General features: G+C 63.4%; 24 protein-coding genes. 14 read left to right on the forward strand and 10 right to left on the reverse strand.

What is annotated here, in order from left to right; all coding sequences use genetic code 11:
* Window positions 1-152 precede the first annotated feature (152 nt).
* Window positions 153-521 (forward strand): YciI family protein, encoded by a 369-nt coding sequence (locus tag P9230_RS06785; RefSeq protein WP_278118022.1) that lies wholly within the window; start codon window positions 153-155, stop codon window positions 519-521.
* A 21-nt stretch (window positions 522-542) separates the two neighbouring features.
* Here the strand turns inward: P9230_RS06785 and P9230_RS06790 are convergent, their stop codons facing one another.
* Entirely contained in the window at window positions 543-779 is a 237-nt protein-coding gene (locus P9230_RS06790) for a hypothetical protein (protein WP_040996927.1), read from the reverse strand.
* A 160-nt stretch (window positions 780-939) separates the two neighbouring features.
* Between P9230_RS06790 and P9230_RS06795 the strand changes: the two genes are divergently transcribed.
* Window positions 940-2,952 carry a BTAD domain-containing putative transcriptional regulator gene (locus tag P9230_RS06795; RefSeq protein WP_278118024.1) on the forward strand — a complete coding sequence of 671 codons (2,013 nt, stop codon included), beginning with the start codon at window positions 940-942 and terminating at the stop codon, window positions 2,950-2,952.
* A gap of 20 nt (window positions 2,953-2,972) precedes the next feature.
* On the opposite strand, the gene P9230_RS06800 is transcribed toward P9230_RS06795, so the two are convergent.
* Window positions 2,973-4,454, reverse strand: coding sequence for an aspartate aminotransferase family protein (locus P9230_RS06800; RefSeq protein ID WP_278118026.1), 1,482 nt, complete (start codon window positions 4,452-4,454; stop codon window positions 2,973-2,975).
* Between the two features lie 78 nt (window positions 4,455-4,532).
* Window positions 4,533-5,618, reverse strand: coding sequence for a pyridoxal-phosphate dependent enzyme (locus P9230_RS06805; protein WP_278118028.1), 1,086 nt, complete (start codon window positions 5,616-5,618; stop codon window positions 4,533-4,535).
* A gap of 171 nt (window positions 5,619-5,789) precedes the next feature.
* Here P9230_RS06805 and P9230_RS06810 point away from each other — a divergent pair, with 171 nt between their 5' ends.
* On the forward strand, window positions 5,790-7,856 hold the full coding sequence (locus tag P9230_RS06810; protein WP_278118031.1) for a BTAD domain-containing putative transcriptional regulator: 2,067 nt from the start codon (window positions 5,790-5,792) through the stop codon (window positions 7,854-7,856).
* A gap of 150 nt (window positions 7,857-8,006) precedes the next feature.
* On the opposite strand, the gene P9230_RS06815 is transcribed toward P9230_RS06810, so the two are convergent.
* From P9230_RS06815 to P9230_RS06835, 5 genes are all read right to left on the reverse strand, one after another.
* On the reverse strand, window positions 8,007-9,044 hold the full coding sequence (locus tag P9230_RS06815; RefSeq protein WP_095823288.1) for an MBL fold metallo-hydrolase: 1,038 nt from the start codon (window positions 9,042-9,044) through the stop codon (window positions 8,007-8,009).
* Window positions 9,045-9,151: 107 nt separating this feature from the next.
* Window positions 9,152-10,333 (reverse strand): choline ABC transporter ATP-binding protein, encoded by a 1,182-nt coding sequence (choV, locus tag P9230_RS06820; protein WP_278054561.1) that lies wholly within the window; start codon window positions 10,331-10,333, stop codon window positions 9,152-9,154.
* The gene (choW, locus tag P9230_RS06825) at window positions 10,330-11,184 is read right to left on the reverse strand and encodes a choline ABC transporter permease subunit (RefSeq protein ID WP_066994259.1); all 855 of its coding nucleotides are present in this window, start codon (window positions 11,182-11,184) and stop codon (window positions 10,330-10,332) included. Before choW ends, choV begins: the two co-directional genes overlap by 4 nt.
* Before the next feature lie 121 nt (window positions 11,185-11,305).
* A complete protein-coding gene (locus P9230_RS06830) occupies window positions 11,306-12,241 on the reverse strand; it encodes a choline ABC transporter substrate-binding protein (protein WP_066994256.1) in 936 nt (311 codons plus the stop codon).
* A 23-nt stretch (window positions 12,242-12,264) separates the two neighbouring features.
* Complete coding sequence (locus P9230_RS06835; RefSeq protein WP_259979959.1) at window positions 12,265-12,387, reverse strand: hypothetical protein; 123 nt, start codon at window positions 12,385-12,387, stop codon at window positions 12,265-12,267.
* A gap of 87 nt (window positions 12,388-12,474) precedes the next feature.
* On the opposite strand from P9230_RS06835, the gene P9230_RS06840 reads away from it, so the two are divergent.
* From P9230_RS06840 to P9230_RS06880, 9 genes are all read left to right on the forward strand, one after another.
* Window positions 12,475-13,086: a thymidine kinase gene (locus tag P9230_RS06840; RefSeq protein ID WP_066994253.1), complete on the forward strand. Its 612-nt coding sequence runs from the start codon at window positions 12,475-12,477 to the stop codon at window positions 13,084-13,086.
* Between the two features lie 334 nt (window positions 13,087-13,420).
* Window positions 13,421-14,509 carry a hypothetical protein gene (locus P9230_RS06845; RefSeq protein WP_095801837.1) on the forward strand — a complete coding sequence of 363 codons (1,089 nt, stop codon included), beginning with the start codon at window positions 13,421-13,423 and terminating at the stop codon, window positions 14,507-14,509.
* A gap of 34 nt (window positions 14,510-14,543) precedes the next feature.
* On the forward strand, window positions 14,544-15,689 hold the full coding sequence (locus tag P9230_RS06850; RefSeq protein ID WP_127215404.1) for a hypothetical protein: 1,146 nt from the start codon (window positions 14,544-14,546) through the stop codon (window positions 15,687-15,689).
* Window positions 15,690-15,713: 24 nt separating this feature from the next.
* Complete coding sequence (locus P9230_RS06855) at window positions 15,714-17,624, forward strand: ATP-binding protein (RefSeq protein WP_278118033.1); 1,911 nt, start codon at window positions 15,714-15,716, stop codon at window positions 17,622-17,624.
* 102 nt (window positions 17,625-17,726) lie between these two features.
* The gene (locus P9230_RS06860; RefSeq protein ID WP_164746948.1) at window positions 17,727-18,143 is read left to right on the forward strand and encodes a DUF559 domain-containing protein; all 417 of its coding nucleotides are present in this window, start codon (window positions 17,727-17,729) and stop codon (window positions 18,141-18,143) included.
* 109 nt (window positions 18,144-18,252) lie between these two features.
* Entirely contained in the window at window positions 18,253-19,560 is a 1,308-nt protein-coding gene (locus P9230_RS06865) for a DUF6638 family protein (RefSeq protein WP_095823294.1), read from the forward strand.
* Window positions 19,561-19,576: 16 nt separating this feature from the next.
* On the forward strand, window positions 19,577-20,701 hold the full coding sequence (locus tag P9230_RS06870; RefSeq protein ID WP_067326471.1) for a DUF2333 family protein: 1,125 nt from the start codon (window positions 19,577-19,579) through the stop codon (window positions 20,699-20,701).
* Window positions 20,702-21,078: 377 nt separating this feature from the next.
* On the forward strand, window positions 21,079-22,758 hold the full coding sequence (locus P9230_RS06875) for a formate--tetrahydrofolate ligase (RefSeq protein WP_067326468.1): 1,680 nt from the start codon (window positions 21,079-21,081) through the stop codon (window positions 22,756-22,758).
* A gap of 18 nt (window positions 22,759-22,776) precedes the next feature.
* Window positions 22,777-22,926 (forward strand): hypothetical protein, encoded by a 150-nt coding sequence (locus P9230_RS06880; RefSeq protein WP_156751097.1) that lies wholly within the window; start codon window positions 22,777-22,779, stop codon window positions 22,924-22,926.
* Window positions 22,927-22,931: 5 nt separating this feature from the next.
* On the opposite strand, the gene P9230_RS06885 is transcribed toward P9230_RS06880, so the two are convergent.
* Entirely contained in the window at window positions 22,932-23,396 is a 465-nt protein-coding gene (locus P9230_RS06885; protein WP_278118035.1) for an isochorismatase family protein, read from the reverse strand.
* 1 nt (window position 23,397) lies between these two features.
* Here P9230_RS06885 and P9230_RS06890 point away from each other — a divergent pair, with 1 nt between their 5' ends.
* Together P9230_RS06890 and P9230_RS06895 are read left to right on the forward strand one after the other, a co-directional pair.
* Window positions 23,398-23,571: a hypothetical protein gene (locus P9230_RS06890; protein ID WP_278118037.1), complete on the forward strand. Its 174-nt coding sequence runs from the start codon at window positions 23,398-23,400 to the stop codon at window positions 23,569-23,571.
* Between the two features lie 130 nt (window positions 23,572-23,701).
* Window positions 23,702-24,685: a helix-turn-helix domain-containing protein gene (locus P9230_RS06895; protein ID WP_127243256.1), complete on the forward strand. Its 984-nt coding sequence runs from the start codon at window positions 23,702-23,704 to the stop codon at window positions 24,683-24,685.
* Here the strand turns inward: P9230_RS06895 and P9230_RS06900 are convergent.
* Entirely contained in the window at window positions 24,672-25,229 is a 558-nt protein-coding gene (locus tag P9230_RS06900) for a sugar O-acetyltransferase (protein ID WP_067326458.1), read from the reverse strand. The two genes, P9230_RS06895 and P9230_RS06900, sit on opposite strands and share 14 nt — an antisense overlap.
* Window positions 25,230-25,273 lie beyond the last annotated feature (44 nt).

Genomic DNA, 25,273 nt, shown 5'->3' on the forward strand with positions numbered 1-25,273 from the left:
TGTGATAGTGCAGCCCGCCCTAAAGCGCCGTGCGTCCTCCAGGACGCGGGATGCTGTAGCACTTCAATTTGGTGCATGACCCTTACCGAACCGAAGGTCAGCGACGCAAAAATCGATTCTGATTTTCGGATCCCCGCACGAGGAACCGAACCATGTTCTACGCAATCCTTGCCTATCACGTCGAAGAGACCGTCCAGTCCTGGACGCCCGACGAGGATGCAGCCGTCATGAAAGACCTGCTCGAGATCAACGACAGGCTGACCCGCGCCGGCAAGCTGGGCCCGGCGGCAAGGCTGGGGGAGACGGCGAAAGCCGTCACGCTGCGCGGTCGGGGCGACGGCATGGTGATCGACGGCCCCTTTGCCGAGACCAAGGAGCAGTTGCTGGGCCTCTATGTGCTGGATTGCGCCAACCAGGACGAGGCGATAGCGGTGGCGCGCGATCTCAGGCGCGTCAATCCCACCGCCGTCTACGAGATCCGGCCGATTGCGCTTTATCTGCCGGGCGCGCCGCTGGCCTGAATTCCGGGAGTAGCGACGGATTCACCGCAGCGGGCGGCGCCCGGCGGTGCGGCTGCGCGCCGCAGCATCCGCGGGGGCTTCATCGGCCGGATAGCCGAAATCCTTCAGCTCCGAAATGGACAGACCGGCCAAAGCCCTGCGCTGCATGGCGTCCTGATACCGGCGCTGGAACCCGGCGAAGATTAACGCGATCTTGGCGGCGAGCGTGCCGGCAACTCGGGTGCTCGGCTGGCAGGTTCTGATATTGATGTAGGTCATTGTCATTCTCCCTCGTTCGAACTCACGAGGGCAGTGTCTCATCGGCGCGCTTTGGCAACGTTCGTCCAGGCGTGAAACCGCAGGAAAAAGCCCGCAAAATCGTCGTTAAGTCGGCGGCGGGACATGGTATTCTGCTTAACGCTGTTTCACGGGGCCCCGGATGTACATTCGATTGCTTGGCGGCATCGAGGTTGTCTCCGCAGGCGGGCAACCTCTGCACTTCGCGACGCGCAAGACGTCGCTGCTCTTTGCCGCGCTGGTTCTGGCCGGCCCGAAAGGGCTTCGCCGCGAGAAGGTGGCGGCGATGCTGTGGACCGGCAGCGGCGAGCAGCAGGCGCGAAACAGCCTGCGCCAGGCCCTGGTCGACATCAGGCGGCTGTTTCCGTCCACCGGCAACGAGGCCATTCGCATCGAAGGCAATGCCGACACCATCTGGGTGGTGGCGAATGACAACGAGGCCGACATCTGGATTTTCGACCGGAACTGCCAGGCCGATGACGGCGCGAGCCTCGCGGCAGCTGCCGACCTGTACCGGGGTGACCTGCTCGACGGACTGCCATCCCCCGGCGAAATCGACGAATGGCTTGTGCCGCTTCGGGCGAACTACACCCGCAAGGCGTTGGACCTGGCCGAACGGCTGAGCCTCCTGCCGGAACTCGGTGAACGCGAGGAGCAGGCCTGCGAAAGACTGGCTGAGCGGCTAGTGACGTCCGACCCATGCGCCGAGCAGGCCCACCGCGCCCTGATCCGCGTCTTCCGCCGCCACGGCCGGACCAACGACGCCTTTCGTCAGTTCCTGGCCTGTAAGGAAGCGCTCAAGCGCGAGCTCGGTGTCGAGCCTGAGGAAGCGACGCGGGCGCTGATCGAACGCATCGAGGCGCCAATGGAGCTGAAGGGTTCGATAGCCGACTATGGCCAGCCCGAGGCCGAACTTTCCCGCCTGGAAGCGAAGGCGCATCGCCCTGTCGTTTCGGTGCCGGAAAAGCCGTCGATCGCGGTCCTGCCGTTCCAGAACATGAGCGGCGACGCCGAGCAGGAATATTTCACTGACGGCGTTGTCGAGGAGATCACGACGGCGCTGTCGCATGTCAGCTGGCTGTTCGTGATCGCGCGGAATTCCGCCTTCGCCTACAAGGGCCAGGCGGTTGACGTCACCCGCGTGGCACGCGAGCTCGGGGTGCGCTATGTGCTGGAGGGCAGTGTCCGCAAGGCCGGCAGCCGGCTTCGGGTGGCAGGTCAGCTTATCGAGGCGTCGGCGGGAGTAAATCTCTGGGCCGACCGCTTCGAAGGCGATGTCTCGGAAGTGTTCGAACTGCAGGACCTCGTTGCCTCCAGTGTCATCGGCGCAATTTCACCCAGACTCGAACAGGCCGAGATGGCGCGCGCCAAGCGCAAGCCCACCGAGAGCCTCGACGCTTATGACCACTATCTGCGCGGCATGGCGAGCCTTTACCGCTGGACGAGAGAAGGGCTGGAGGAGGCGTTGCCACAGTTCTACAGGGCCATCCAGCTCGACCCCGATTTTGCCGCCGCGGAAGGCGCTGCCGCCTGGTGCTATTTCTGGCGCATGGCGAATGGCTGGATGATCGACCGGCAGAAGGAAACAGCCGAGGTATCCAGGCTGGTCGGCGACGTGGCTATCGCCGGCAAGGACGATGCGGTGGCGCTGGCTTTCAGCGGCCTGGCGCTGGGTTATGTCACCGGCGATTACGAGGCCGGATCGGCACTGGCCGACCGCGCGCTCGTGCTCAACCCGAACTGCGCAGCCGCCTGGAGCGCCAGCGGCTGCCTCAAGGCCTGCCATGACGACCCGGACATCGCAATCGAGCACATGTCGCGGGCAAGGCGGCTGAGCCCGCTCGATCCGCTGACCTTCTTCATGCAGACCTTCACTGCCTTCGCTCACTTCGTGGCCGGCCGCTACGACGCCGCCTGGCCGCTCGCCGAGGCGGCGTCGCGCGCGCAGCCCTATTATCTCACCGGCCTGCGTGTGGCGGCCGCCAGCAACGCCATGGCCGGCAGGCTGGATGCCGCGAGCAGGCACATCGCGCGCTCGCTGGAGCTCGACCCGCAACTGAAGCTTTCCAACCTCAAGCATCGGGTAGGGCAGATCAGGCCAGAATATTTCGCCAAATATGTCGAGGCGCTACGGCTGGCCGGCCTCCCGGAATGACATGTCTTGGCGCTCTCTCGTCAGTCTGGTAGCGCCGCGGTCTTGATTTCCGCTCCGATGCGAAGCGTCTCACGCAGCAGGAGATCGAGGTCGTCGCGGCGGGTGCGGTGGTTGGTGATCGCGACCCGCAGGCAGTGCTGCCCGTGCACCGTGGTGTCGGACACGGCTGCAATGCCTTCTTCCTGCAGCCTGAGCATGATTTCGGTGTTGAACGACTTGAGCTGTTCCTCGGAGGCGCCGTCCAGGCGATGGCGGAAGCAGACGATGTTGATGGTGGTCGGCGCCGTCAGCTCGAGCGCCGCCTCGACCCGGATCAGCTCGGTCAGATAGCCGGCCTGGGCGATGTTCTGGTCGATCAGCCGCCCGAATTTCTCGATGCCATGCTCCTTGAGCGACATCCAGATCTTGAGCGCGCGAAAACCGCGCGATGTCTGCAGGCCATAGTCGTGCAGCCATTGCCCTGAGGCGAGGCCACGCGGCGTCGATTCCAGATATTCCGGCGTGACGGCGAAGGCGTTGCGGTGGGCGACGGCGTCGCGAACCAGCGCACAGCCCGCTTCGAAGGGCGCGTGCAGCCATTTGTGCGGGTCGAGCGCGACGGAATGGGCGCGTTCGATGCCGGCGACGAGCGATCTGTTTTCAGGCGCGATGGCGATCAGGGCGCCGATGCAGCCATCGACATGAAACCAGAGGTCTTCCTCTGCCGCCAACACGGCCAGCGCCCGCAAGTCGTCGATCGCGCCCGTGTTGACGGTTCCTGCGGTGCCGATGATGCAAGCCGGCTTGAAACCTGCCGCGCGGTCTTCCGCGATGGCGGTCTTGAGGGCATCGACATCGATGCGCAGATCGGCGTCGGTCGAGACCCGCCGCAGCGCCCGGTTGCCGAGGCCGAGCGCTTCCATGGCCTTGCGGTGGCAGGAATGGACCTGGTCCGAGGCGTAGAAGCGCAACGGTTTTGGGATCGCCCCGACACCCCTTTCGCGCACGTCGACGCCTGCTTTGGCATTGCGCGCCACGGTCAAACCGATGAGGTTGGCCATCGAGCCGCCGCTGACAAGCGTGCCGCTGGCCGAAGCCGGGAAGCCCACCATCTCCTTGCACCAGTCGACCACCTGGCTGTCCATCAGCCCGGCGGCGTGATTGCCGCCGCCGAGGTTCGAGCCCTGGATCGCCGCCAGGAAATCGCCCAGCGCGCCCGTGAAATTGCTTGACCCCATATACCAGGACCAGAAGCGCGGATGGATGTTGCCCATCGGATAGGCCATGACGTTGCGGGCGACATCGCCATAGACGTCGGCTATCGGTGCCGGCGAGCGCGGCAGCGGCGCCGAGAAGAAGGCGCGAACCTCGACCGGCATTTGGCGCCACACCGGACGGTCCCGGACATCCTTGAGATAAGCGACGGCATCCTCGACGATCCGATGCGACAGGGCCTGCATCTCGGCCCAGTCTGGCGGGTCGAGCGTCTCATCCATCACCGCTGTTTCCTGCATAGTGTCCATTCGCTGCTCCCCCGCGATCATTCCTGGATCGTCGCGCGGCGCCGCCATCCGAGTGGACAGCAGCGCCGCGATTTGTCTTCAGGCGTCGAACTGGCAGCCTGGTGTCGAGCGCGACAGTGCCGTCTCCTCGGCATCCATCTCAGCCTCGATGCCGTCGAAGAGCGGGGTCGACATGTAGCGCTCGCCGGTGTCGGGCAGCATGCACAGGATCACCGAGCCCGCCGGAGCGGTGCCCGCGATCTGGCGCGCGACGGCGAAGGTGGCGCCGCCTGAAATGCCGGTGAAGATGCCTTCCTGCTGCGCCAGGGCCTTGGCCCATTTAATGCCCTCCGGGCCGGCGATCGGCACCACATCGTCATAGTAGCGCTTGTCGATCGCCTCCTGCAGCACGTTGGGGATGAAGTCCGGCGTCCAGCCCTGGATCGGATGCGGCTCGAAGGCCGGATGGCTGGCGGACGGCGCACCGCCCTGGCCACGCTCCTGCGGCTTGCCGCTGCCGATAAGCTGCGCGTTCGCCGGTTCGGCAAGCACGATGCGGACATCCGGCCGCTCGCGGCGCAGCACCCGGCCGACGCCGGCCACGGTCCCGCCGGTGCCGTAGCCGGTGACCAGCACGTCGAGGCGCGACCCTGCGAAATCGTTGATGATCTCGCGCGCCGTGGTCGCCTCGTGGATGGCGGCATTGGCTTCCGTCTCGAACTGGCGCGCCAGGAACCAGCCGTTGGCGTTGGCGAGTTCCACCGCCTTCTTGTACATCCCGAAACCCTTCTGGGCGCGCGGCGTCAGCACCACCTTGGCGCCAAGCATGCGCATCAGCTTGCGGCGCTCGATCGAGAAGCTGTCGGCCATCGTCACCACCAGCGGGTAGCCCTTCTGCGCGCAGACCATGGCAAGGCCGATACCGGTGTTGCCGCTGGTCGCCTCGACGACGGTCTGGCCCGGCTTCAGCTTGCCGCTACGCTCGCCTTCCTCGATGATGTTGAGCGCCAGCCGATCCTTCACCGAGGCCGCCGGATTGAAGAACTCGGCCTTCACATAGATGGTCGCGTGGCCGGGGCCGAGATTGTTGATACGGATGACCGGCGTGTCGCCGACGGTGTCGAGAATGCTGTCGAACAGCCGGCCGCGACCGGCAGTGGTCCTGATTTTCAACTTCTGCAACATGGGCTTTTCTCCTCGCGATCTCACGCGCCGGTTACAGACCGGCGGCTTGGGCGGCGCGGTTTCGACACCTTGCCGCGTTAGGTTGCTTGACCTGCCGCGAATGCGGCAACGGCGGCATTCCGGCATGGAATTGGGCTGCCGGATGCTTCCTGTCGTCTTTGGTGATAGAACATGGACCAACTGGTGAGCGTTGGAGAAAGCGTGGGAACATACGTGGAATCCAGCCGATCGAGCCCGAACGACACTGCCGCCGCCCTGTCCTTGCGACTGCTTGGGCAACTGACGATCGCGCGTGGCGGCGAGCCGGTTAAATTGCCTTCTTCGCGCAAGTTGCGCGCGTTGCTGGCCTATCTGGCGCTCGCGCCACATCCCGTCAGCCGCAGCCGGCTTTGCGAGCTTCTGTGGGACGTGCCGAACGATCCTCGCGGCGAGCTTCGCTGGTGCCTGAGCAAGCTTCGCGGCGCGCTTAACCAACCGGGCCGGCAGAGGGTCGAGACCGAGGGCGACACCGTGGCGCTTCGTCTTGCCGATACGAACGTCGATGCCGTCGAAGCCGCCGCAGCGGTCGCCGAAGGGATCGAGACGCTCAGCCTCGGGCGTCTTCGGACGCTTGCGCAGCTCTTCGCCGGCGATTTCCTTGACGGGCTGGAGCTCGATCGGAGCCCGCATTTCACCAGTTGGCTGACCGCGCAACGCCGCCGTTTCAGCTCGTGCCACATCGCCGTTCTGGAGCACATCATCGGCCTGCTCCCCCAGGGAGCCGATGAAGCGGGCGCCTATCTGGACAGATGGCTGGAACTCGCGCCCTTCGATGGCCGCGCCCATGTGGCGCTGCTGGAAAACCTTGCGCGGCGGGGACAGATCGGCGCCGGTGAGGAGCATATTGCAACCGCGGCGGAACTCTTCCGCTCCGAGGAGCTGGATGTCGCTCCGTTGCGGGAAGCATGGCACGAGATCAAGGCACGCCATTCCAGCGCAACGCCATGCGCGCGATCCGGACTAGCTCTTCCGGCCCCACAAGCACCGATCGTTGCCGTCGAATCCGAACCCGCATCGGTGCGCCGGGCCTCGTTGGCGGTGATGCCGTTCGCGGAAAGCGCCGTCAATTTCCGTGGCGGGCTTGCCGATGGCTTGACCCACGACATCATAACGCGGCTCGCCAAGCTTCGCGATTTCTTCGTCATTGCCCGCGGATCGGTTTTCGCGCTGGCCGAGAAGGACATCGCGCCGGAGGACGCCGGGCGCCGGCTGAATGTCGACTATGTGGCGACAGGCTCGGTCCGCAGCCTTTCGGGCAGGGTGGTCGTCTCGGTCGAGCTCGTCGAGGTCCGCACCGCGAGGATTGTGTGGGCCGAGACCTTCGAGCACAGGCCGGACGAGATCTTCACGGTGATAGACGACATCGGCAACAGCATCGTCTCTTCGATCGCCGCCGAGATCGCGACCGTCGAGCGAAACCGGGCAATGCTTAAGGCGCCGAATTCGCTGAATGCGTGGGAAGCCTATCATCGCGGGCTCTGGCACATGTACCGCTTCACCCGCCAGGAAAACGAACTGGCGCAGCTGTTCTTCAATGACGCCCTGAAGCTCGACCCGACCTTCGCCCGAGCCTATGCAGGCCTCTCCTTCACGCATTGGCAGAATGCCTTTCAGCGTTGGGGCGATCGCGACCGTGAGGCGTCGCTGGCTTTTGCAACTGCCGGTCACAGCCTCCTGGTCGATGACCGCAATCCGGCCGCGCACTGGGCGATGGGCCGCGCCTTGTGGCTGCGCGGCGAGCAGGACGGCTCGCTGCTTGAGCTGGCGAAGGCCGTCGACCTCAGCCCGAACTTCGCGCTCGGCCACTATGCCCTGTCCTTTGTCCATTCGCAGTCGGGCGATCCGCAATCTGCGATCGGCTCCTCCGATCACTCGCGCCATCTCAGCCCCTTTGACCCATTGCTGTTCGGCATGATGGGCGCGCGGGCCATGGCCCATGCACGCTTGGGCGAATACGATGAAGCCGCCGAATGGGCGCTGAAAGCTGCGGCCAGGCCCAACGCGCATGTCATCATCCTGGCGATCGCCGCGCATTGCCTGGCGCTGGCCGGCCGCCAGGACGAGGCACGAAACTTCGCCGCCGCGATCCGCACCACGTGGCCCGACTATCGGGCGGACGATTTCATCGCCACCTTCCGCTTCGACCGGGACGGCGAAGCCCTGTTCCGCAGAGGCGCGAAGCTGATCGGATTGAATTGATTTTCTGGCACATCCAAGGGCGTGTTGCGATTGAGGTCAGGCCGAGCCGAGAATGGCGGGTTCCGAGAACCTGAGCGGAGCGTAGTTGAAGTACACGAGCACCAGGAAACGCGCGTTTGCAGGCCGGCATCACCTGAATATCGACAGGTCTCAGTGCATCAGCGGACCGCTGGCCTTCCGCCACGCATCGATGCCGCCCTGGATGTGGCGGGCGCTCGATATCCCGCGGTCCTGCGCCGCCTGCACGGCCATAGCCGAGCGCTCGCCGAAGGCGCAATAGAACAGGATCTGCTTGGCTGTCGATTTCGCCAGCTCGTGCAGCATGCCGCCGGCGGCGATATTCTCCTGCAGCCGCGCATAGGGCAGATGGATCGCGCCGGGGATGACGCCGTGGCGATCCCGTTCGGATTGCTCGCGCAGATCGATCAGCGCCACGTCGGGCCGACCGACCAGCGCCAGCGCCTGTTCGGCGGTTACTGCCCAGCCGCGGCTGGCGATGTCGTCCTGATGCAGCCCCACCCGCATGTTGGCCGGCACGGCCACATCCATCATCTTCGGATTGGACAGCTTCAGGTTGTTCATGATGTTCACGTATTCGTCCACCGACTTCACCTGCAGGCGCGGATTGAAGGCCTTTTCCTCGCCGATCGTCGACACGGTTTCGCCCTTGTAGTCGTGTGCCGGAAAGATCAGCGTCTCGTCGGGAAGCTTGAGCAGTCGGCCGAAGATCGATTCGTATTGCTGGCGCGGATCGCCGTTCTGGAAGTCGGTGCGGCCGGTGCCGCGAATGAGCAGCGTGTCGCCGGTGAAGACGCGGTCCGGCAGGACGAAGCTGTAGGAATCGTCGGTGTGGCCGGGCGTATAGACGACGTCCAGCGCCAGCCCCTCGATGGCAAGCTTGTCGCCGTCGGCAAGCCGCATCGACACAACGTCGGCCTTGGTCTGCTCACCCATCACGGTGACGCAATGCGTCCTGTCGCGCAGCGCGCCGAGCCCGGTGATGTGGTCGGCATGAAGATGTGTGTCGACCGCTTTGACCAGTCTGAGGTCGAGCTCGTTGACCAGTTGCAGGTAGCGTTCGACCTTCTCCAGCACCGGATCGATGATCAGTGCCTCGCCGCCGCGGCGGCTGGCGAGGAGATAGGAATAAGTGCCCGAAACGGAATCGAAAAGCTGACGGAAGATCATTTTATCGGCCCCATGCGCGAGCGGCCCACCCCGGCTGCCGACCAAGTCTAGATCAAGCATGAGGTGCCCGCCAGCGAACACTTCATGCTTGAGTTAAGGCCGAGCTCCTACCGCCTGAGCACCGCGCTCAGCACGTCGCGGATGCCGATCGCGCCGACGAAGCGCGAGCCTTCGTCGAACAGCGCCACCGGTGCCGTCTGCGAGCGGTGCATGGCGAGCATCACCGTCTTCAGCGACGTGCCGGGATTGGCCCAGAACACCTGCGCACCCTCCTCCGGCTGCCTCTCGACCTCGGCGCAGGATACCCACACCGCCGGCTTGCCGTCGCGTTCGGCCGCCGCCACCAGGCCATGCTCGTCGATCTTGAAGCGCGTCGTCTTGCGCCGGTCGAGCCAGACCCAGCCATTCTCGCCCTGCTCGAGATCGCGGCGGTCGCGCATCACGTTCCAGGCGGTGAGCACCGAGAGCGGATTCACATTGGCGATGAAGTCGCGGACATAGTCGTTGGCCGGCCTGAGCACGATGTCTTCCGGCGCGCCGGTCTGGACGATGCGCCCGCCTTCCATGATGGTGATGTGGCTGCCGATCTTCAGCGCCTCCTCGAGGTCGTGGCTGACGAAGATGATGGTCTTCTTCAGCGCCGCCTGGAGCTGCAGGAGCTCGTCCTGCAGCTTGGTGCGGATCAGCGGATCGAGGGCCGAGAACGGCTCGTCCATCAACAGGATCGGCGCCTCGGTGGCGAAGGCGCGGGCGAGGCCGACGCGCTGCTGCATGCCGCCCGAAAGTTCATGCGCGTATTTCTTCGACCACTGGTCGAGATGGACCAGCTGGAGCTGCTTCTGCACCCGTGCCTTGCGCTCGGCCTCCGGCACGCCGGCGAGCTCCAGACCGAAGCCGACATTCTCCTCGACCGTTCGCCACGGCAGCAGGCCGAACTGTTGGAACACCATCGCCACCTGCTTCTGCCGCAGGCGTCTCAGCGTCGGCTCATCGCAGGTGACCACGTCGACCGTGCGGTCGCCGTCATTGACCAGCACCTGGCCGCGCGACACCACGTTCAACCGGTTGACGGCTCTCAGCAGCGTCGACTTGCCGGAGCCGGAAAGCCCCATCAGCACCGAGATCTCGCCCTCATGCACGGTGAGGTTGGCGCCGGCGCAGCCCAGCACTTTGCCGGTCTTTTCGAGGATTTCGGCGCGGGTTGCGCCCTGGTCGATCAGCGCGAGGGATTGCGCCTGGTCGGCACCGAAGACGATATCGACATTCTTGAAATCGACGGCGACGGTCATTTCTTGCCTCCAACGCCGATGCGGGTCATGCGATCGAGCACGATGGCGAGCACGACGATGGCAAGGCCTGCTTCAAGCCCGAGGTCGATCTTGCGGGAGCCCAGCGCGCGGTTGATTTCGGTGCCCAGACCGCCGGCGCCGATCAGCGCCGCGAACACCACCATCGACAGCGACAGCATGATCGACTGGGTCAGCCCCGCCATGATCGTGGGCAGCGCCGAGGGCAATTCGACCTTCCACAGAAGCTGGTTCTTGGTGGCGCCGAAGGACTCGCCCGCCTCGATGATCGCCTTGGGCACCGAGACGATGCCGAGATGGGTGAGACGCACCGCCGTCGGGATGACGAAGATGATGGTGACGATGAGGCCGGGCGCGTTGCCCAGCCCGAACAGCGTCAGCACCGGGATCAGGTAGACGAAGGTCGGCAGCGTCTGCATCAGGTCAAGCACCGGCAGCATCACGCGGTAGACCTTCGGCTTGTGCGCCGCCCAGATGCCGAGCGGCACGCCGATCGCCATTGCCATGGCGGCGGCGGCCACCACCAGCACCAGTGTCTGCACCGTCTGCTTCCAAAGGTTCTGGTTGATGATGAAGATGAGGCCGATGAAGACCCCGATGGCGAGCGGCCGCGAGCGTTGCAGGAACCAGGCGATGACGGCGACGACCAGCGCCAGCAGAACCGGCGGCAGCATCAGCAGGAGGTCCACCGCCCCGTCGAGGATGAAGTTCAGGCCGTTCGAAAAGGCCCTGAAGACGGTATCGAAATTCTCGGTGAGGAAGCCGAAGAAGGCCTTGCCCCATGGACCTATGGGAATCTTGTAGGCGACCAGAAATTTCGAGATCGGATCCATCTTTCCCCTCTTTGGTCCTTGCCGCCCCTGCCGAGCGGTCACCTTCTCACAGCATATGAAAAAGGGCAGCCTTTTCCAGCGGCTGCCCCTTTCCGGAGATCATGCCGGACTCAAAGCCGGCTCAGCTCCCGAGCGCAGTCTTGATGGCCGCAGCCGCATCGCCGCCGTCGAAGGTGGTCACGCCGGCGATCCAGGGCGCGATCGCGTCCGGATGCTTCTTCAGCCAGTCGGTGGCGACCGTCTGGGCATCGCCGCCTTTCAGGATCGCGTCCATCATCTCGCCTTCCATGTCGAGATTGAATTTCAGGTTGGAGATGAACTTGCCGGCATTCGGGCACTCGGTGGTGTAGCCCTTGCGCGTGTTCGTATAGACGGTGGCGGCGCCGAAACCGCTGTCGCCCATCCCGTCGAGATAGGTGATCTTCATGGCGCCCATCACCGGATGCGGCGTCCAGCCGAGGAAGGCGATCCACTCATTGTTCTTCATCGACTGCTCGGCCTGCGTCAGCATGCCGGCTTCCGAGGACTCGACCAGCTCGAAGCCTTCGAGATTGTCCTTCGGATTCTTGATCATGTCGAGGATGATGCGGTTGCCGTCATTGCCGGCCTCGATGCCGTAGATCTTGCCGTTGAACTTGTCCTTGAACTTGCCGAGATCGGTCAGTGTCTTGACGCCCGCATCCGCGACATAGGTCGGCACGACGATGCCGTAGCCGGCGCCGGTCAGGTTGGTGCTTACCGTCTCGACCGAGCCGTCGGCGGTATAGTCCTTGATGTCATTGGTCATCGACGGCATCCAGTTGCCGAGAAAGACGTCGAGGTCCTTGTTCTTCAGCGACGCATAAGTCACCGGCACCGAAAGCTGGATCACCTGCGGCTCGTAGCCGAGCGCGGTGAGCAGCACCGAAGCCACCCCGGTGGTTGCCTGGATATCGGTCCAGCCGACATCGGACAGTCGCACGGCCTTGCAGCTCGCCGGATCGCCGGCATAGGCCGCGGTCGTGGACAGAAGCGCCGCCAGCCCGAGGCCGGCGACGAAGGATTTCATACGCGACATGAACTTTCTCCCATTGCGGTTTTTTAAAGCGGCGCGAAGTCACGGTTCTTGCGCCCGCCTTGTTTCGCCAGCCAAACACCATTTTGATGCGGTTTCAAGCGGTTCCACACCGCGATCAACGGCGCGCGCTTGCCATTCAGCGACATGCCGCGCTTTCCGGCGGGCCCGCTTTTTTGGTGGAAGGAGCCCGCGGCCCCTTCCCCGCCCCGCGGCAATTGAGCTTAAACACCCATATGGCCAAGCTCTACTTCAACTACGCAACGATGAATGCCGGCAAGACGACGATGCTCCTGCAGGCATCCTACAACTATCGCGAACGCGGCATGACGACGATGCTGTTCGTCGCCGGCCATTATCGCAACGGCGACAAGGGACTGATCTCGTCGCGCATCGGTCTCGAGACCGAGGCCGAGATGTTCCGCGACGGCGACGATCTCTACGCCCGCGTCGCCGAGCATCATGAGCACACCACCGTGCATTGCATATTCGTCGACGAGGCGCAGTTCCTCGAGGAGGAGCAGGTCTGGCAGTTGGCCCGCATCGCCGACCGGCTGAACATCCCGGTCATGTGCTACGGCCTGCGCACCGATTTCCAAGGCAAGTTGTTTTCCGGCTCGCGCGCGCTGCTCGCCATCGCCGACGATCTGCGCGAAGTGCGCACCATCTGCCGCTGCGGCCGCAAGGCGACGATGGTCGTTCGCCTCGGTCCCGACGGCAAGGTGGCAAAGCAAGGCGAGCAGGTGGCGATCGGCAAGGACGTCTATGTCTCGCTCTGCCGCCGGCACTGGGAAGAGGAAATGGGCAGGGCTGCGCCCGACGACTTCATCGGCTTTGCCCGCAACTGAGACGGGGAGCCTCGCGACTTCCGACTAAGTTGGGCAATCGCTGCCATCGGCCGGCTGATGGCCGCTTGATTGTCACGATTCGGCACAACAGATTTGCACACTTCCCAGCGCCGCAGCTTGTCCGCAAAAACAAGAGCTTAAGGCATACCAGCTAAAGCTGCCTGAAGGCGGCGCGCATTACTCCGGCATGAGCATGCTTGCCTTATCTTTCAAGGACCTGGCCAATTCTTTTGTTTTGCCACGTCTCCCTGTCTTCCTTCTTTCAATCCCTTGAGCCCCCACATATATTCGGCGACGTGCGACACGAAACCGGATTCCGAAGCGGGAGGCCCCTATGGCGACGTTGCAGAATTTCGATGCCGAAATTGCCAAGACCAAGCAGGTCGTCGAGGACATGCGCACCAAGATCGAGCAGTCCGGAACCGTGCTCGACACGCTGGCGCAGGCCGACAGGAAGATCGGCGATGCCAATTTCGACCTCGAGAACGCCCGCATCGAGGACGTGCTGAAACAGCAGAAGGTCATGGAAGGCAATATTGCCGACCTGATCATCGGGCTGGAGGACGCCACCAATGTCTTCGGCGCCGAATTCGAGAGCATGAAGAGCTACACCGGCTGGGAAAATCTCGTCGGCGTCTTCTCCGAGCAGCGCAAGCAGCGCATGCGCACCGACCGAGTGCGCAACATGTCGCTCGCCGGAAATTTGCAGGAGCTGCTGGCGAAATCGGACACCATCGTCGGCATCCTGAAAGCCCAGAAGCAGATCCTCGACCAGCGCTACAAGACCTCCGAAGCTAGCCTGTCGCAGGTGATCGAGCGCCGCAAGGCGACTATGACCAATCTCGAGGCGGTGCAGAAACGCATCGAGGAACTCAACCCGATGCTGCTCGACATCGAGAACAAGATCGCCGCCTCGACCAGCCAGAAGGAACGCACCCAGCTCGAGGGCGAGCGTTCGAAGATGGCGACCGAGTACAACGAGAAGCAGGCCAAGGAGCAGGAGCTGCTGGCCGAAAGCCAGACGCTGGAGCGCTACACCTCGATGTTTCAGACGTTTGTCGATTCCCTCAACAACCAGATCGCCGCGCAGTCGACGCTGATCAACAAGCTGACAATCGACACCGAGCAGCGCATCGTGCTCTACAAAGCTCTGGAAGACTCGCTGAAGACGGCCGCCCAGCAGGACGTTGCCCACAAGATCAACACGCTGGGCAGCCAGGTCGACAACACGGCCGAGGAGACGATGGCCGGCATCGGCGCCGCTTCGCAGAAGCACATCGGCGATCTCTTGGAGATGCACGAGAAGAATATGGTGGCCACCGCCGACATCCAGCGCCGCAAGAAACTCGCCGACGACGCCTTCGCCCGCCGCTTCGACGAGGTGATGAAGAAGCACAATTCGGCGAACTACGTGCAGCAGTAGGCGGTGTGACGGCATTCTTCGACACGGCGGTGCCATGACCCCCGAAAATGAAGCGGCGGCGCGCTACTTCTTCGCCATCACCGCGGCGCTGAGCGGGCTCGAACTGTTCATGCGCGACGATCGCTCGCCGCTCTACCGGCACGGCATCGTCGCCAAGATCGTCGCCGAATACATCGCCCGGCTGGAAAACTCATTCGACTGCTGGCGCAACCGGCTGGGCTTCATGGATACGTTCCGCATTTCGCGCGCCGACAGCGGCTATCCGGTGTTCCAGAATCTGCTCGAATTGGAGAACGACCGCCGACAGGCAGATAGCCGGTTGGCCAACATTCCGCAGGCCGGCGAGTTGCGCGAGGAGATGGCCGACTTCATCCTGCGCCACAAGGAATTGCCTGTGGCGCTGCAAAGGTCGATGGCCGAGCGGCTCTATCTGGAGGGTGTCAAGAGCGAGACCACGTTCGGTCCGTTCACCCTGGCGCAGACGGCCAAAGTCTCGGTCAATCCGAAGACCATGCGGCCTTACTACCTCGTCCACTGGGCCTCGTTCGACGGCAGCGCCAACCTGCCGCTGATCTATATGGTGACGGTCGAGGACTCCTCCGAGAGCATGGTGCGACAGCTCGTCGACGCGAACGGCAAGCTGAACGAGAAGATCGACATTCCGCTTCCTGTCGATGGCCTGCTCAACCCCGAGCTTGCCCACCGCTTCGACGATTTCACCGAGAAGAATTCCGCCTACACGCTGTCGCCGGCGACCATCGCGGTCAATCTCGACAAGGATTTCGAGCCGCTGCACCCGAAGCAGTTGCGGCGCGTCGTGCTCGGCCCGTTCTATTCGGCCGGGATCACCGAGAACAATTCGACCGTTACCGAGGTTCTGGCCAAGGTGCGCAAGCCGGAGAACGCCTGGCTGCTGACCTGGACCATCCAGGAAGTCTTTTCCAAGTCCGAGAAGCCCGGCCGCAAGGGGCTGTTCTCCAGCGAAAAGTCGACGCAGGAATTCTTCATCAACACCGACGACCTCGAAGCGGCGCGCCAAGGCGTCTCCAGCTACGAGAACCACGCGCTGATCCCGCACGAGGCCTATCAGGCGCTCTATGCCGCGGGCGAAGCGCAGAAGATCTTTTCCGGCTACAAGGTCCACATCCTGTCCAAAGGGCAGGTCATCAGCGATGTGTGACCGTCGAATCGCGGAGTATCCGTAATGGACACCGGGCTGACCACGATCTCGGAATCGACAATCGAAAAGCATCGCGCCACCGCGCAGAGCTTCATCACCCGCATCGTCGTGCTGGAGGATCCATCGCGCGAGTCCGGCACCGCGCTTGCCGGCACCAACCGGCGCTTCGTCTCGACCGTCTCGGCCGGTTCGGTGCGCCGCACGCGCGAGGTCGAACTGTCGAAAACGGTCGCCGCGATCCATCCCGACGACCAGCTGATGAGCATCCCGCAGCACATGCTTCTCTACCGCGCCCGCCGCGGCCTGGCGATCGCGCTGGCCATATCGGATGTCTTTGCCGAGGGATCCGATCTCGAAAGCCTGCAGGCCAAGAACGCGCGTGCCCCGCTCGAAGGCGACGAGGCGGCGACATTCAAGAAGCTGCTGTCGGCCTCCGCCTATGTTTCGGCTTTCAGCTTCGCCTCCTACCTGTTCCAGCTGATCGACAGCGACGGCGAGGCGCCGAACGACAGTCCCGAACCCGACTTCCTGTTCGACACGCCGCAGGACGCGGTGAAGTCGATCGTGGCAGGCCTCGACAAGGCGATTGCCGGCTCCAAGGACGATGCCGATCTGATGACCAGGGCGCGCGCATTCGCCCGCGTCGCCATCGACGGGCTGCTCGCGCGCAAGGGGCGCTTCGACGGCATCGGTCCGTTCGAGAACGCGCATATCCGCATTGATGCCGACGACTTCACCCTCGACGGTTTCGACGTCGCGCCCGGCAAGCGCTTGAAGCCGCTGGTGATGACCTTCAAGAAGCCGGAAGAGGTCGTCGGCAATCACATTGCCAAATACCAGTCGGTAAAGCTTGCCAAGATGCTGATGGCCTATGATTTCGAACGCGAGCTGAACCCCTTCGTCGAGCTCGGCGGCTTTCTGTTCACCTTCATCGGCGACGGCGCGCCAGGCACCGGCAAGACGACGCTGATCCAGATGATCGCCGGCCTCGTAAACAACTACTGTCAGGTCGCCGGCTATCCCTTCGTCTACGAGAATTTCGGGGTCGACCAGATTTCTTCCTACCAGGGCAAATCCGGCCAGAACTGCCGCCAGTTCATCAACAATGTGCTCAATCCGCGGGCCATCGGTTTCGGCACCATCGACGACATCGACCAGGTGGCGGCGCGCCGCTCCGACGACCGCGCATCCGCCGGCCAGCAGGAGATCACGGGCGTCCTGATGGACGCCTTTGCCGGCGCTTCCACCGTGGTGCGCGGCAACTGCTCCTTCGGCATGTTTTCCAACTACCCCGAAAATGTCGACGATGCGCTGCGCCAGCGCGCCGGCGCCCGCTGGCTGGTCGACGGCCCGCAGAGCCGCAACGACTACATCGACATCTTCGTGCTGCTCGCCGGCAAGAACCACAAGATCCCGCTGGGCGAGCACAAGCTCTATGCCGCGCAGGAAATCCAGCGTGCGGTGACTGCCGCTTATGAGGAGCACGAGAAGCCGCAGGAAGATGGGCTGATGAAGGTCTATGAGCGCTATATGAAGGAGAACGGCGCGCCGAAGACGATGGCCGATATCGGCACCTACCTGCACATGATCAAGAATGCCGAGCCGCGCTTCACCGGCCGCGCCATCAAGAATGTGACCGACGCCATCAAGATGCGCGCCATGGATATCGAGCTGCCGGACGACTGGTTCGAGAAGCCGGAAGCCTTCATGCACAAGAGCTACGACGACAAGAAGGCGATGATCGAGGAGTTGCGCGGGCCGTTCTCGATGGACATGGTCATGCAGGAGATCAACCGCTACGCCGATTCCGAATTCCGCTACTCCGACAAGTCCGACGACGCGGCGGTCGAGAAGCTTTTGCGCGACGCGCGGCTCCGCGAACGCGCCGCGCGCGAGATGGAGGAGCTGAAGAACAAGGGGCTTTGGAATGCGTAGGCTTCCTTCGCTGCCCGCAAGTGCGGAAGGATGTGGTGCCAACGTCGGCGCCTCCCTCTCCCCGTCCTTCACGGGGAGAGGGTAAGGGTGAGGGGCAGCGCCGTGTGTGGACCAGAAGTCGCTACAACGAAACGGGCAAGACGCCTCCGGCAGTCGGATAACGACGCGGAAACAGCTCTTTGGATGGAACTGCGCGACAGACGATTGAATGGCCATAAGTTTGTGCGGCAGTTTCCGATAGGCAATTATTTCGCTGATTTTGCCTGCAGGGAGTGCCAGCTCGTTGTCGAGGTCGATGGCAGCCAGCATGCAGGCAACAGCTACGACCAGATCAGGGATCGCTTCCTGGTCTCAAACAATTGGTCCGTTCTCCGCTTCTGGAATGTCGATGTCTTGAAGAAGCGGGATGAGGTGCTCGAAACCATACTTGCTGCGATCGAATGCCGTCTCGATCGTCTGATCGAGACGCACGAGCTTCGATTCATTGCTGCCAGCGGCTACGGGGAGACAAATCTTTGATCGTTGGCGCCGCCCCTCACCCTTACCCTCTCCCCGTCAAGAACGGGGAGAGGGGGGCGTCGGCGTTGCCGCTTCGCCTTTCGAGGCTACATCCGTCGGACCTTTGCCAATGACCCGTCCCGCCAAAAAGCCCGACCTTCTGCGCGACAACGAGCTGATCTATGGCAGGCTGCTCGTCGTCGATGAACCGCATCTCATCCAGCGCTACAACAAGGCTCTCGTCGCCTTCGGCCTCGAGCCGACCAAGCTGACGAGCTTCCAGATCGACCGCACTGGTTTTTCGCCCGAGGTGGCCGAGGAATGCGGCGACTACGGCTATCTCGATCCCAACGAGGTCAACCGGCGCTTCATCATCCTGACGCCGTCGCAGATCGATCTGCCGGTCGTGCACACCGCCTTCTCCAACACCTCGCAGCTGATGTTCGAGTTCATGTCCAAGAACCAGCGCGCCATCGACGCGCTGACCATCAAGGACGTCATCTACGGCGAGATCGAGGACTCCGTCCCCAAGGTCGACGACATCGAGGACCTGCTGTCGATCAATCAGGTCGAGTTCAAGGTATTGTCGGCCGAGGACGTGCTCGGCAAGGCGGCCGAACTCGGCAAGCTGGTCGACCGGCTGAAGCAGGAACCCGACGCCTGGCGCGACAACGCCATGCTCGAGCGAATGGTCGGCCTCGCCAAGGTCTGCGGCGACATCCGCGAGAACGCGCTGGTGCCCGATCAGGTGATCTTCCGCCACAACGCCTACTGGACCAGCCATTTCGGCGGGCTCTACGTCTTCGTCGACCCCGACATGACGACGGTGATCAGCGATCCGGCTGCGCCCGGCTTCCGCCGCTCGCGGCCCTGGCAGGTGAGCTATCTGTCGATCAACGACGCCGACAAGGTATTCCGCTTCCTCGCCGCCACGGGCCGTCTTGACCTGCCGCGCGCTTCCTGGATCGAGACCTCGGGCTATCTGGAGCACCGCGCCGAGATGGTGGTGAGGGCGCTGATCCGCGATGCCGAGCCCAACCGCAACTTGACGGACGTCGACAAGGTCTGGCTGCAGACCTGGATCCACAGCCATGCCGACCTGATTGCCAGCGACGGCAATTTCCCTTTCCTCAACGCCGCCAAGCGCGAGATCGCCCAGTTCGGCCACCTGAAGCTTGAAGATGTGCCGCCGCGCCAGCGCTTCCTGGTTGTGCGCGCCAAGCCCGATCATCCCGATGCCTGGCTCACCAATCAGTTGATCTCGGATTTCGTGCCGCAGGACTTCGTCTCGCGCTACGTCTTCAATAAACCGGGGTTCTACAAGGACTTCGACGGCTTCAGCGATGCATGGCGATCGCATGTTGTGGACGTTCTGAAAACCACATATTTGAAGGACAAGGCCGCGTTCCGCGCGCGCCTTTACGGCTTGACGGACTGAGGGGGTGACGAGAGCCATGCTTGATCCGATCGTGAATTTCTTCACCCGGATTTTCCAGTGGATCGGCCGCGGCATAGGCTTCGTCGTCGGCATTATTCTCTGGCCGTTCATATGGGCCGGCCGCTGGTATGGCCAGCGCGGCTGGATCCTGAAGGCGGTGGTCGGCCTCGCCTTGCTGGTTTTGATCGGCCTTTACGCCAACTTCTTCTACGCCACCCAGTGGTGGAACAATTTCGACCCGAACTATCCCGACAAATACACCTTCGAGAAGCGCAGCGTCTCGGCCGGCGAGCAGGTCTCCGCCGGCGCTGGCACCGACACCGCCAAGACCTGCGGCAACTCAGGGATAGCCCAAGTGGCTGCCGATCTGACGGACTTTAACGTCAACCAGAATGCCTGGGTCTCCTCGATGATCCTTTACAAGCTCGGCTTGTTCGGCATCGACTGGGACCATACGCCGTGGATGGACAACAAGGCCTCTTTCCAGCGCGGCATCAACCAGGCGGTCCGGCGCACCGCCACCGAGCTAGCCGACAATCTCGGCCGCGTGCGCACCACCTCACAGATCGACGCCGACCTGCAGGATGCACGCGGCAATCTGCAATTCGACGAAGAGACCTGGTATTTCGGCCTCAACCCGTTCGGCCCCAAGACGCCGACGCCGAGCTACTACCGCGACGCGGTGCGCAAGCTGCGCTCCTTCAACGCTCGCCTTGCCAGCTGTCAGGCGACGTTCGATGCCCGCGCCGACAATCTGAAGCAATATATCGACCGCATCGCCAGCGACATCGGCTCGACCTCCGCGATCTTGAAGGAGCGCGCCGAGAACCATAATGACGGCTGGTTCGACTTCCGCGCCGACGACCGCTTCTGGTTCGCCTATGGCCAGCTCTACGCCTATTACGGCCTGATGAAAGCGGCGCAGGCCGACTTCGAGGACGTGATCAAGGAAAAGCACCTGCAGAATTTGTGGGACACCATGGACGCGCAATTCGTCTCGGCACTGCGCATCCAGCCCTTCATCATCGCCAACGGCCGCGAGGACGGCTGGCTGCTGCCAACGCATCTGACGACCATGGGCTTCTATATCCTGCGCGTGCGCTCCAACATGGTCGAGATCAGCAACGTGCTCAGCCAATAGCGCTGCTGCCACCGCAGGACGGTGGCGGATTTGCGTCGTCGCGTCTGTCGCATTCCGTGCATTGCGCGGCTGTTTTGAGACGGCGGAACGATCCCTGCTCTGGCTTCTATACGCTCGCAACGACCGGGCGCCAAAGACCCTTGGGAAGGTCGGCCGGGAACGCAATAATTTCTTTACAGGAAACATAGTTGCATGAAAGTTGACGCCGTGACAGCGACAGGGTTAGAACATGCCCTCGCGTCCGGGCGGAAACGCAGAACCGCCCTGTTTCCTCGTTTTAACGCAATTCCGGACGGCAGACCGTCTCACACTTTTCCTGGAATTGCTGTAGTGATCGAACCCCTCCCCTCCACCGCCCAATCCAGAGGAAAGCCGTCATGGCCGAAGTGAAGTCCGACATCGAGATCGCGCGCGCCGCCAGGAAGAAACCGATCCAGGAGATCGGCGCCAAGATCGGCATCCCTTACGAGCACCTGCTGCCCTATGGCCACGACAAGGCGAAGGTCTCGGCCGAATTCATCAAATCGGTGCGGGGCAACAAGGACGGCAAGCTGATCCTCGTCACCGCCATCAACCCGACGCCTGCCGGCGAAGGCAAGACGACCACTACGGTCGGCCTCGGCGACGGCCTGAACCGCATCGGCAAGAAGGCGATCGTGTGCATCCGCGAAGCCTCGCTCGGCCCGAACTTCGGCATGAAGGGTGGCGCCGCCGGCGGCGGCCTGGCCCAGGTGGTGCCGATGGACGATATGAACCTCCACTTCACCGGTGACTTCCACGCCATCACCACGGCCCACAACCTGCTTTCGGCGCTGATCGACAACCACATCTACTGGGGCAACGAGCTCGGCATCGATACCCGTCGCGTCGCCTGGCGCCGCGTCATGGACATGAACGACCGGGCGCTGCGCGAGATCATCTGCTCGCTGGGCGGCGTCGCCAACGGCTTCCCCCGTGAGGCAGGCTTCGACATCACCGTCGCTTCGGAAGTCATGGCGATCCTGTGCCTTGCCACCGACCTCAAGGATCTTGAGAAGCGCCTCGGCGACATCATCGTTGCCTACCGCCGCGACAAGTCGCCGGTCTATGCCCGCGATCTCAAGGCCGACGGCGCCATGGCCGTGCTTTTGAAGGACGCCATCCAGCCCAACCTGGTGCAGACGCTGGAGAACAACCCGGCCTTCGTGCATGGCGGCCCGTTCGCCAACATCGCGCATGGCTGCAACTCGGTCGTCGCCACCACGACGGCGCTGAAGCTTGCCGACTACGTTGTGACCGAAGCCGGCTTCGGCGCCGACCTGGGAGCCGAAAAATTCTTCGACATCAAGTGCCGCAAGGCCGGGCTCCAGCCGGCGGCCGCCGTGATCGTCGCCACCGTGCGCGCCATGAAGATGAATGGCGGCGTCAAGAAGGAAGATCTCGGCAAGGAAAACATCGAAGCAGTCAAGAAGGGCTGCCTCAACCTCGGCCGTCACATCGAGAACGTGAAGCAGTTCGGCGTGCCGGCGGTGGTGGCGATCAACCACTTCACCACCGACACCGACGCCGAGATCCAGGCGATGAAGGACTTCGTCAAGGCGCAGGGCGCCGAGGCGATCCTGTGCAAGCACTGGGCTCAAGGCTCGGCCGGCATCGAGGACCTGGCGAAGAAGGTCGTCGAGATCGCCGAATCCGGCGCCTCGCAGTTCTCGCCGCTTTACCCGGACGAGATGCCGCTGTTCGAGAAGGTCAACACCATCGTCAAGCGCATCTATCGCGGCGACGAGGCGATCGCCGACAAATCGATCCGCGACCAGCTGCATGCGTGGGAACAGGCAGGCTACGGCAATCTGCCGGTCTGCATGGCCAAGACCCAGTACTCCTTCTCGACCGACCCAAACCTGCGCGGCGCGCCGACCGGCCATACCGTGCCGGTGCGCGAGGTCAGGCTCTCGGCCGGCGCCGGCTTCGTCGTCATCATCTGCGGCGAGATCATGACCATGCCCGGCCTGCCCAAGTCGCCCTCCTCGGAGAAGATCTTCCTCAACGAGCAGGGCCAGATCGAGGGCCTGTTCTAGGCAGCGTTAGGAGCTGAAATGACGAAGGGCGCCGCACTGCTGCGGTGCCCTTTTTCTTTCGGCGTTGGTGCGGCTAAAGCAATTCCAGGAAAGTGTGAGCAGTTTTCCGTCTGGAATTGCGTCAAAAACAAAAAGCCAGAGCATTTCGCCGTTTCCGTGAAACGGTGAAATGCTTAGGCAGCGTTCCGCTTTAGCGCCCGCTGGTTCGACGCATAGATCGTGTCGCGCTCCGGCAGGGCGCCGGTCTTCAGGCAATCGATCCATTCGGCGGTCTTGAGCACCGCGGCGAAGCGCGACTGCAGCACCACGCTCACCACGCGATGGATGTCTTCGGCAGACGCGTAGCCGGCGCTGTTGGCGTAGGGAACCGAGCCGCTGGCATCCGAGAGGAACTCGACCGCAAAGCCCAAATGCACCGCATGGATGATGGTCGACAGGTCGCAATTATGCGTCATGTAGCCGACGACCGCGATCGTATCGATGTGGTTGGCGCGTAGCCAGTTCTCGAGGTCGGTGCCTGTGAAGGCGGAGGGCAGCGTCTTCTCGACATAGTGGTCGCGGGCGCGCCCGGCGATCTCGGGATGCAGTTCGCCGCCATGGCTGCCCTTGGCGAAGATCGGCGAAGTCTCCGGCGCCATCATGCTTCACGACAACGACCTTGATGCCGGCAGCAGTGGCGGCGTCCATGGCGCGCGCCACGTTGGCGACGCTGTCGGCGAAGGGCGGATGCTGGATGGCGAGATTGCCGCCATTGTAGTCGTTCTGGACATCGACGACGACGAGTGCGCGGCGTGGCTGGGTGGCTGGTGCTGACATGGCGGTTCCTTTCGAGCGGGTTGATAGGTGGCGAAGCTAGGCCGAACATCTATTCCCAGAAATTGGCGCAATTGACATTATTCGAAAGAATTGGGACACTCTTTGCCGTAACCTGGTGATGTCTGCCATGCGCAATCCGATCGTCGCCGTCGTCGCCTTCGACGGCATCAGCCCGTTCCACCTTTCCGTGCCTTGCCTGGTCTTCGGCGCGGACCGCACCAAGCTCGGCCTGCCGCGCTTCGACTTCCGCGTTTGCGCGGCGGAGCAAGGACCTATCCATACCGATGCCGGTTTGAGCATTTCGGTCCCGCACGATCTTTCGGCGCTCGACCAGACCGACATCGTCATCATCCCAAGCTGGAAAGATCTCGATGCTCCTCTGGCAGCGCCGCTCAAGCATGCGCTCGAACGGGCACATAAGCGCGGCGCGCTGATCGTCGGCCTCTGCCTCGGCACCTTCGCCATCGCCGCCGCCGGACTGCTGGCGGGACGCAGGGCCACCACGCATTGGGCCTATACCGACCAGTTGCAGACGCTGCACCCCGATATCGCCGTCGATGCCGACGTGCTCTATGTCGATGAAGGCGACATCGTTACCTCGGCCGGCGTCGCCGCCGGGCTGGACTGCTGCCTGCACATTGTGCGCGCCCGCTACGGCGCCGAGGCAGCGCTTCGGCTCGCCCGCCACGTCGTGCTGTCGCCGCACCGGCAGGGCGGACAGGCTCAGTTCATCGAGCGCCCGCTCGCGCCGACGCCAAACGCCGACCGGTTCACAAAGGCACTTGACGGGGTGCGGGCAACGCTTGGCGAAGCTCACACCCTGGACAGCGTCGCCGAAGCAGCTGGCCTCACCCGCCGCACCTTCACGCGTCGCTTCCAGAAGACGACCGGCACCAGCTTCGGCAGTTGGCTGGCCGAACAGCGCTTGGCGCTGGCGCAGAGGCTGCTGGAACAGACCGACAAATCGATGGACATGGTGGCCTTCGAGGCCGGCTTCGGCAGCGCCACGTCGCTGCGCCAGCATTTCGCGGCACGGCTCAGAACCTCGCCGATGCAGTACCGGCGCGAATTCTCGAAGGGCAGCGCACGGGTCGCCCTCAGCGGCGTGTAACCATCCGCGCCGGGTTGCCGACCACGGTCGCATTGGCCGGAACGTCGCGCGTCACCACCGCGCCGGCGCCGACGATGGCGCCTTCGCCGATGCTGACGCCGGCGAGGATCACCGCGCTGCCGCCGATCCACGCGTTGTCGCCGATCGTCACCGATTTGGCGATCTCCAATCCGGCCAGCCGCCCGGCGGCCTCGCGGTGATGCTCGGCGCAATAGATCTGCACATTGGGGCCAAGCAGCGTCCTCCTGCCGATCTTCACCGGAGCGGTATCGAGAATGGTGCAACCGGCGTTCAGGAAGGCGCCCTCGCCGAGAAACAGGTTGAAGCCGTAAGCGCAGTGGAACGGCGCCTCGATGCGCGCGCCCTCGCCTAGGCCGCCGAGCAGCGCTCGCAGTGTCGCGCCGATGTCGCCGCGCTGCCGGGGCGGCATGCTGTTGTGCTCGAACACTGCGTCGCGGGCGGTCACCCGCATCGCCTCCAGCTCCGGGTCGATGCAGCTGTACCATTCACCCGCCGCCATCTTCATGCGCTCGCTTGTCGTCATGGCTGCTCCTCCATTCCCGTCCCGCTGCCAAAGCACAATCCGCC

The sequence above is a fragment of the Mesorhizobium sp. WSM4887 genome, from assembly GCF_029625865.1.
In the GTDB taxonomy this organism is placed as follows: Bacteria; Pseudomonadota; Alphaproteobacteria; order Rhizobiales; family Rhizobiaceae; genus Mesorhizobium.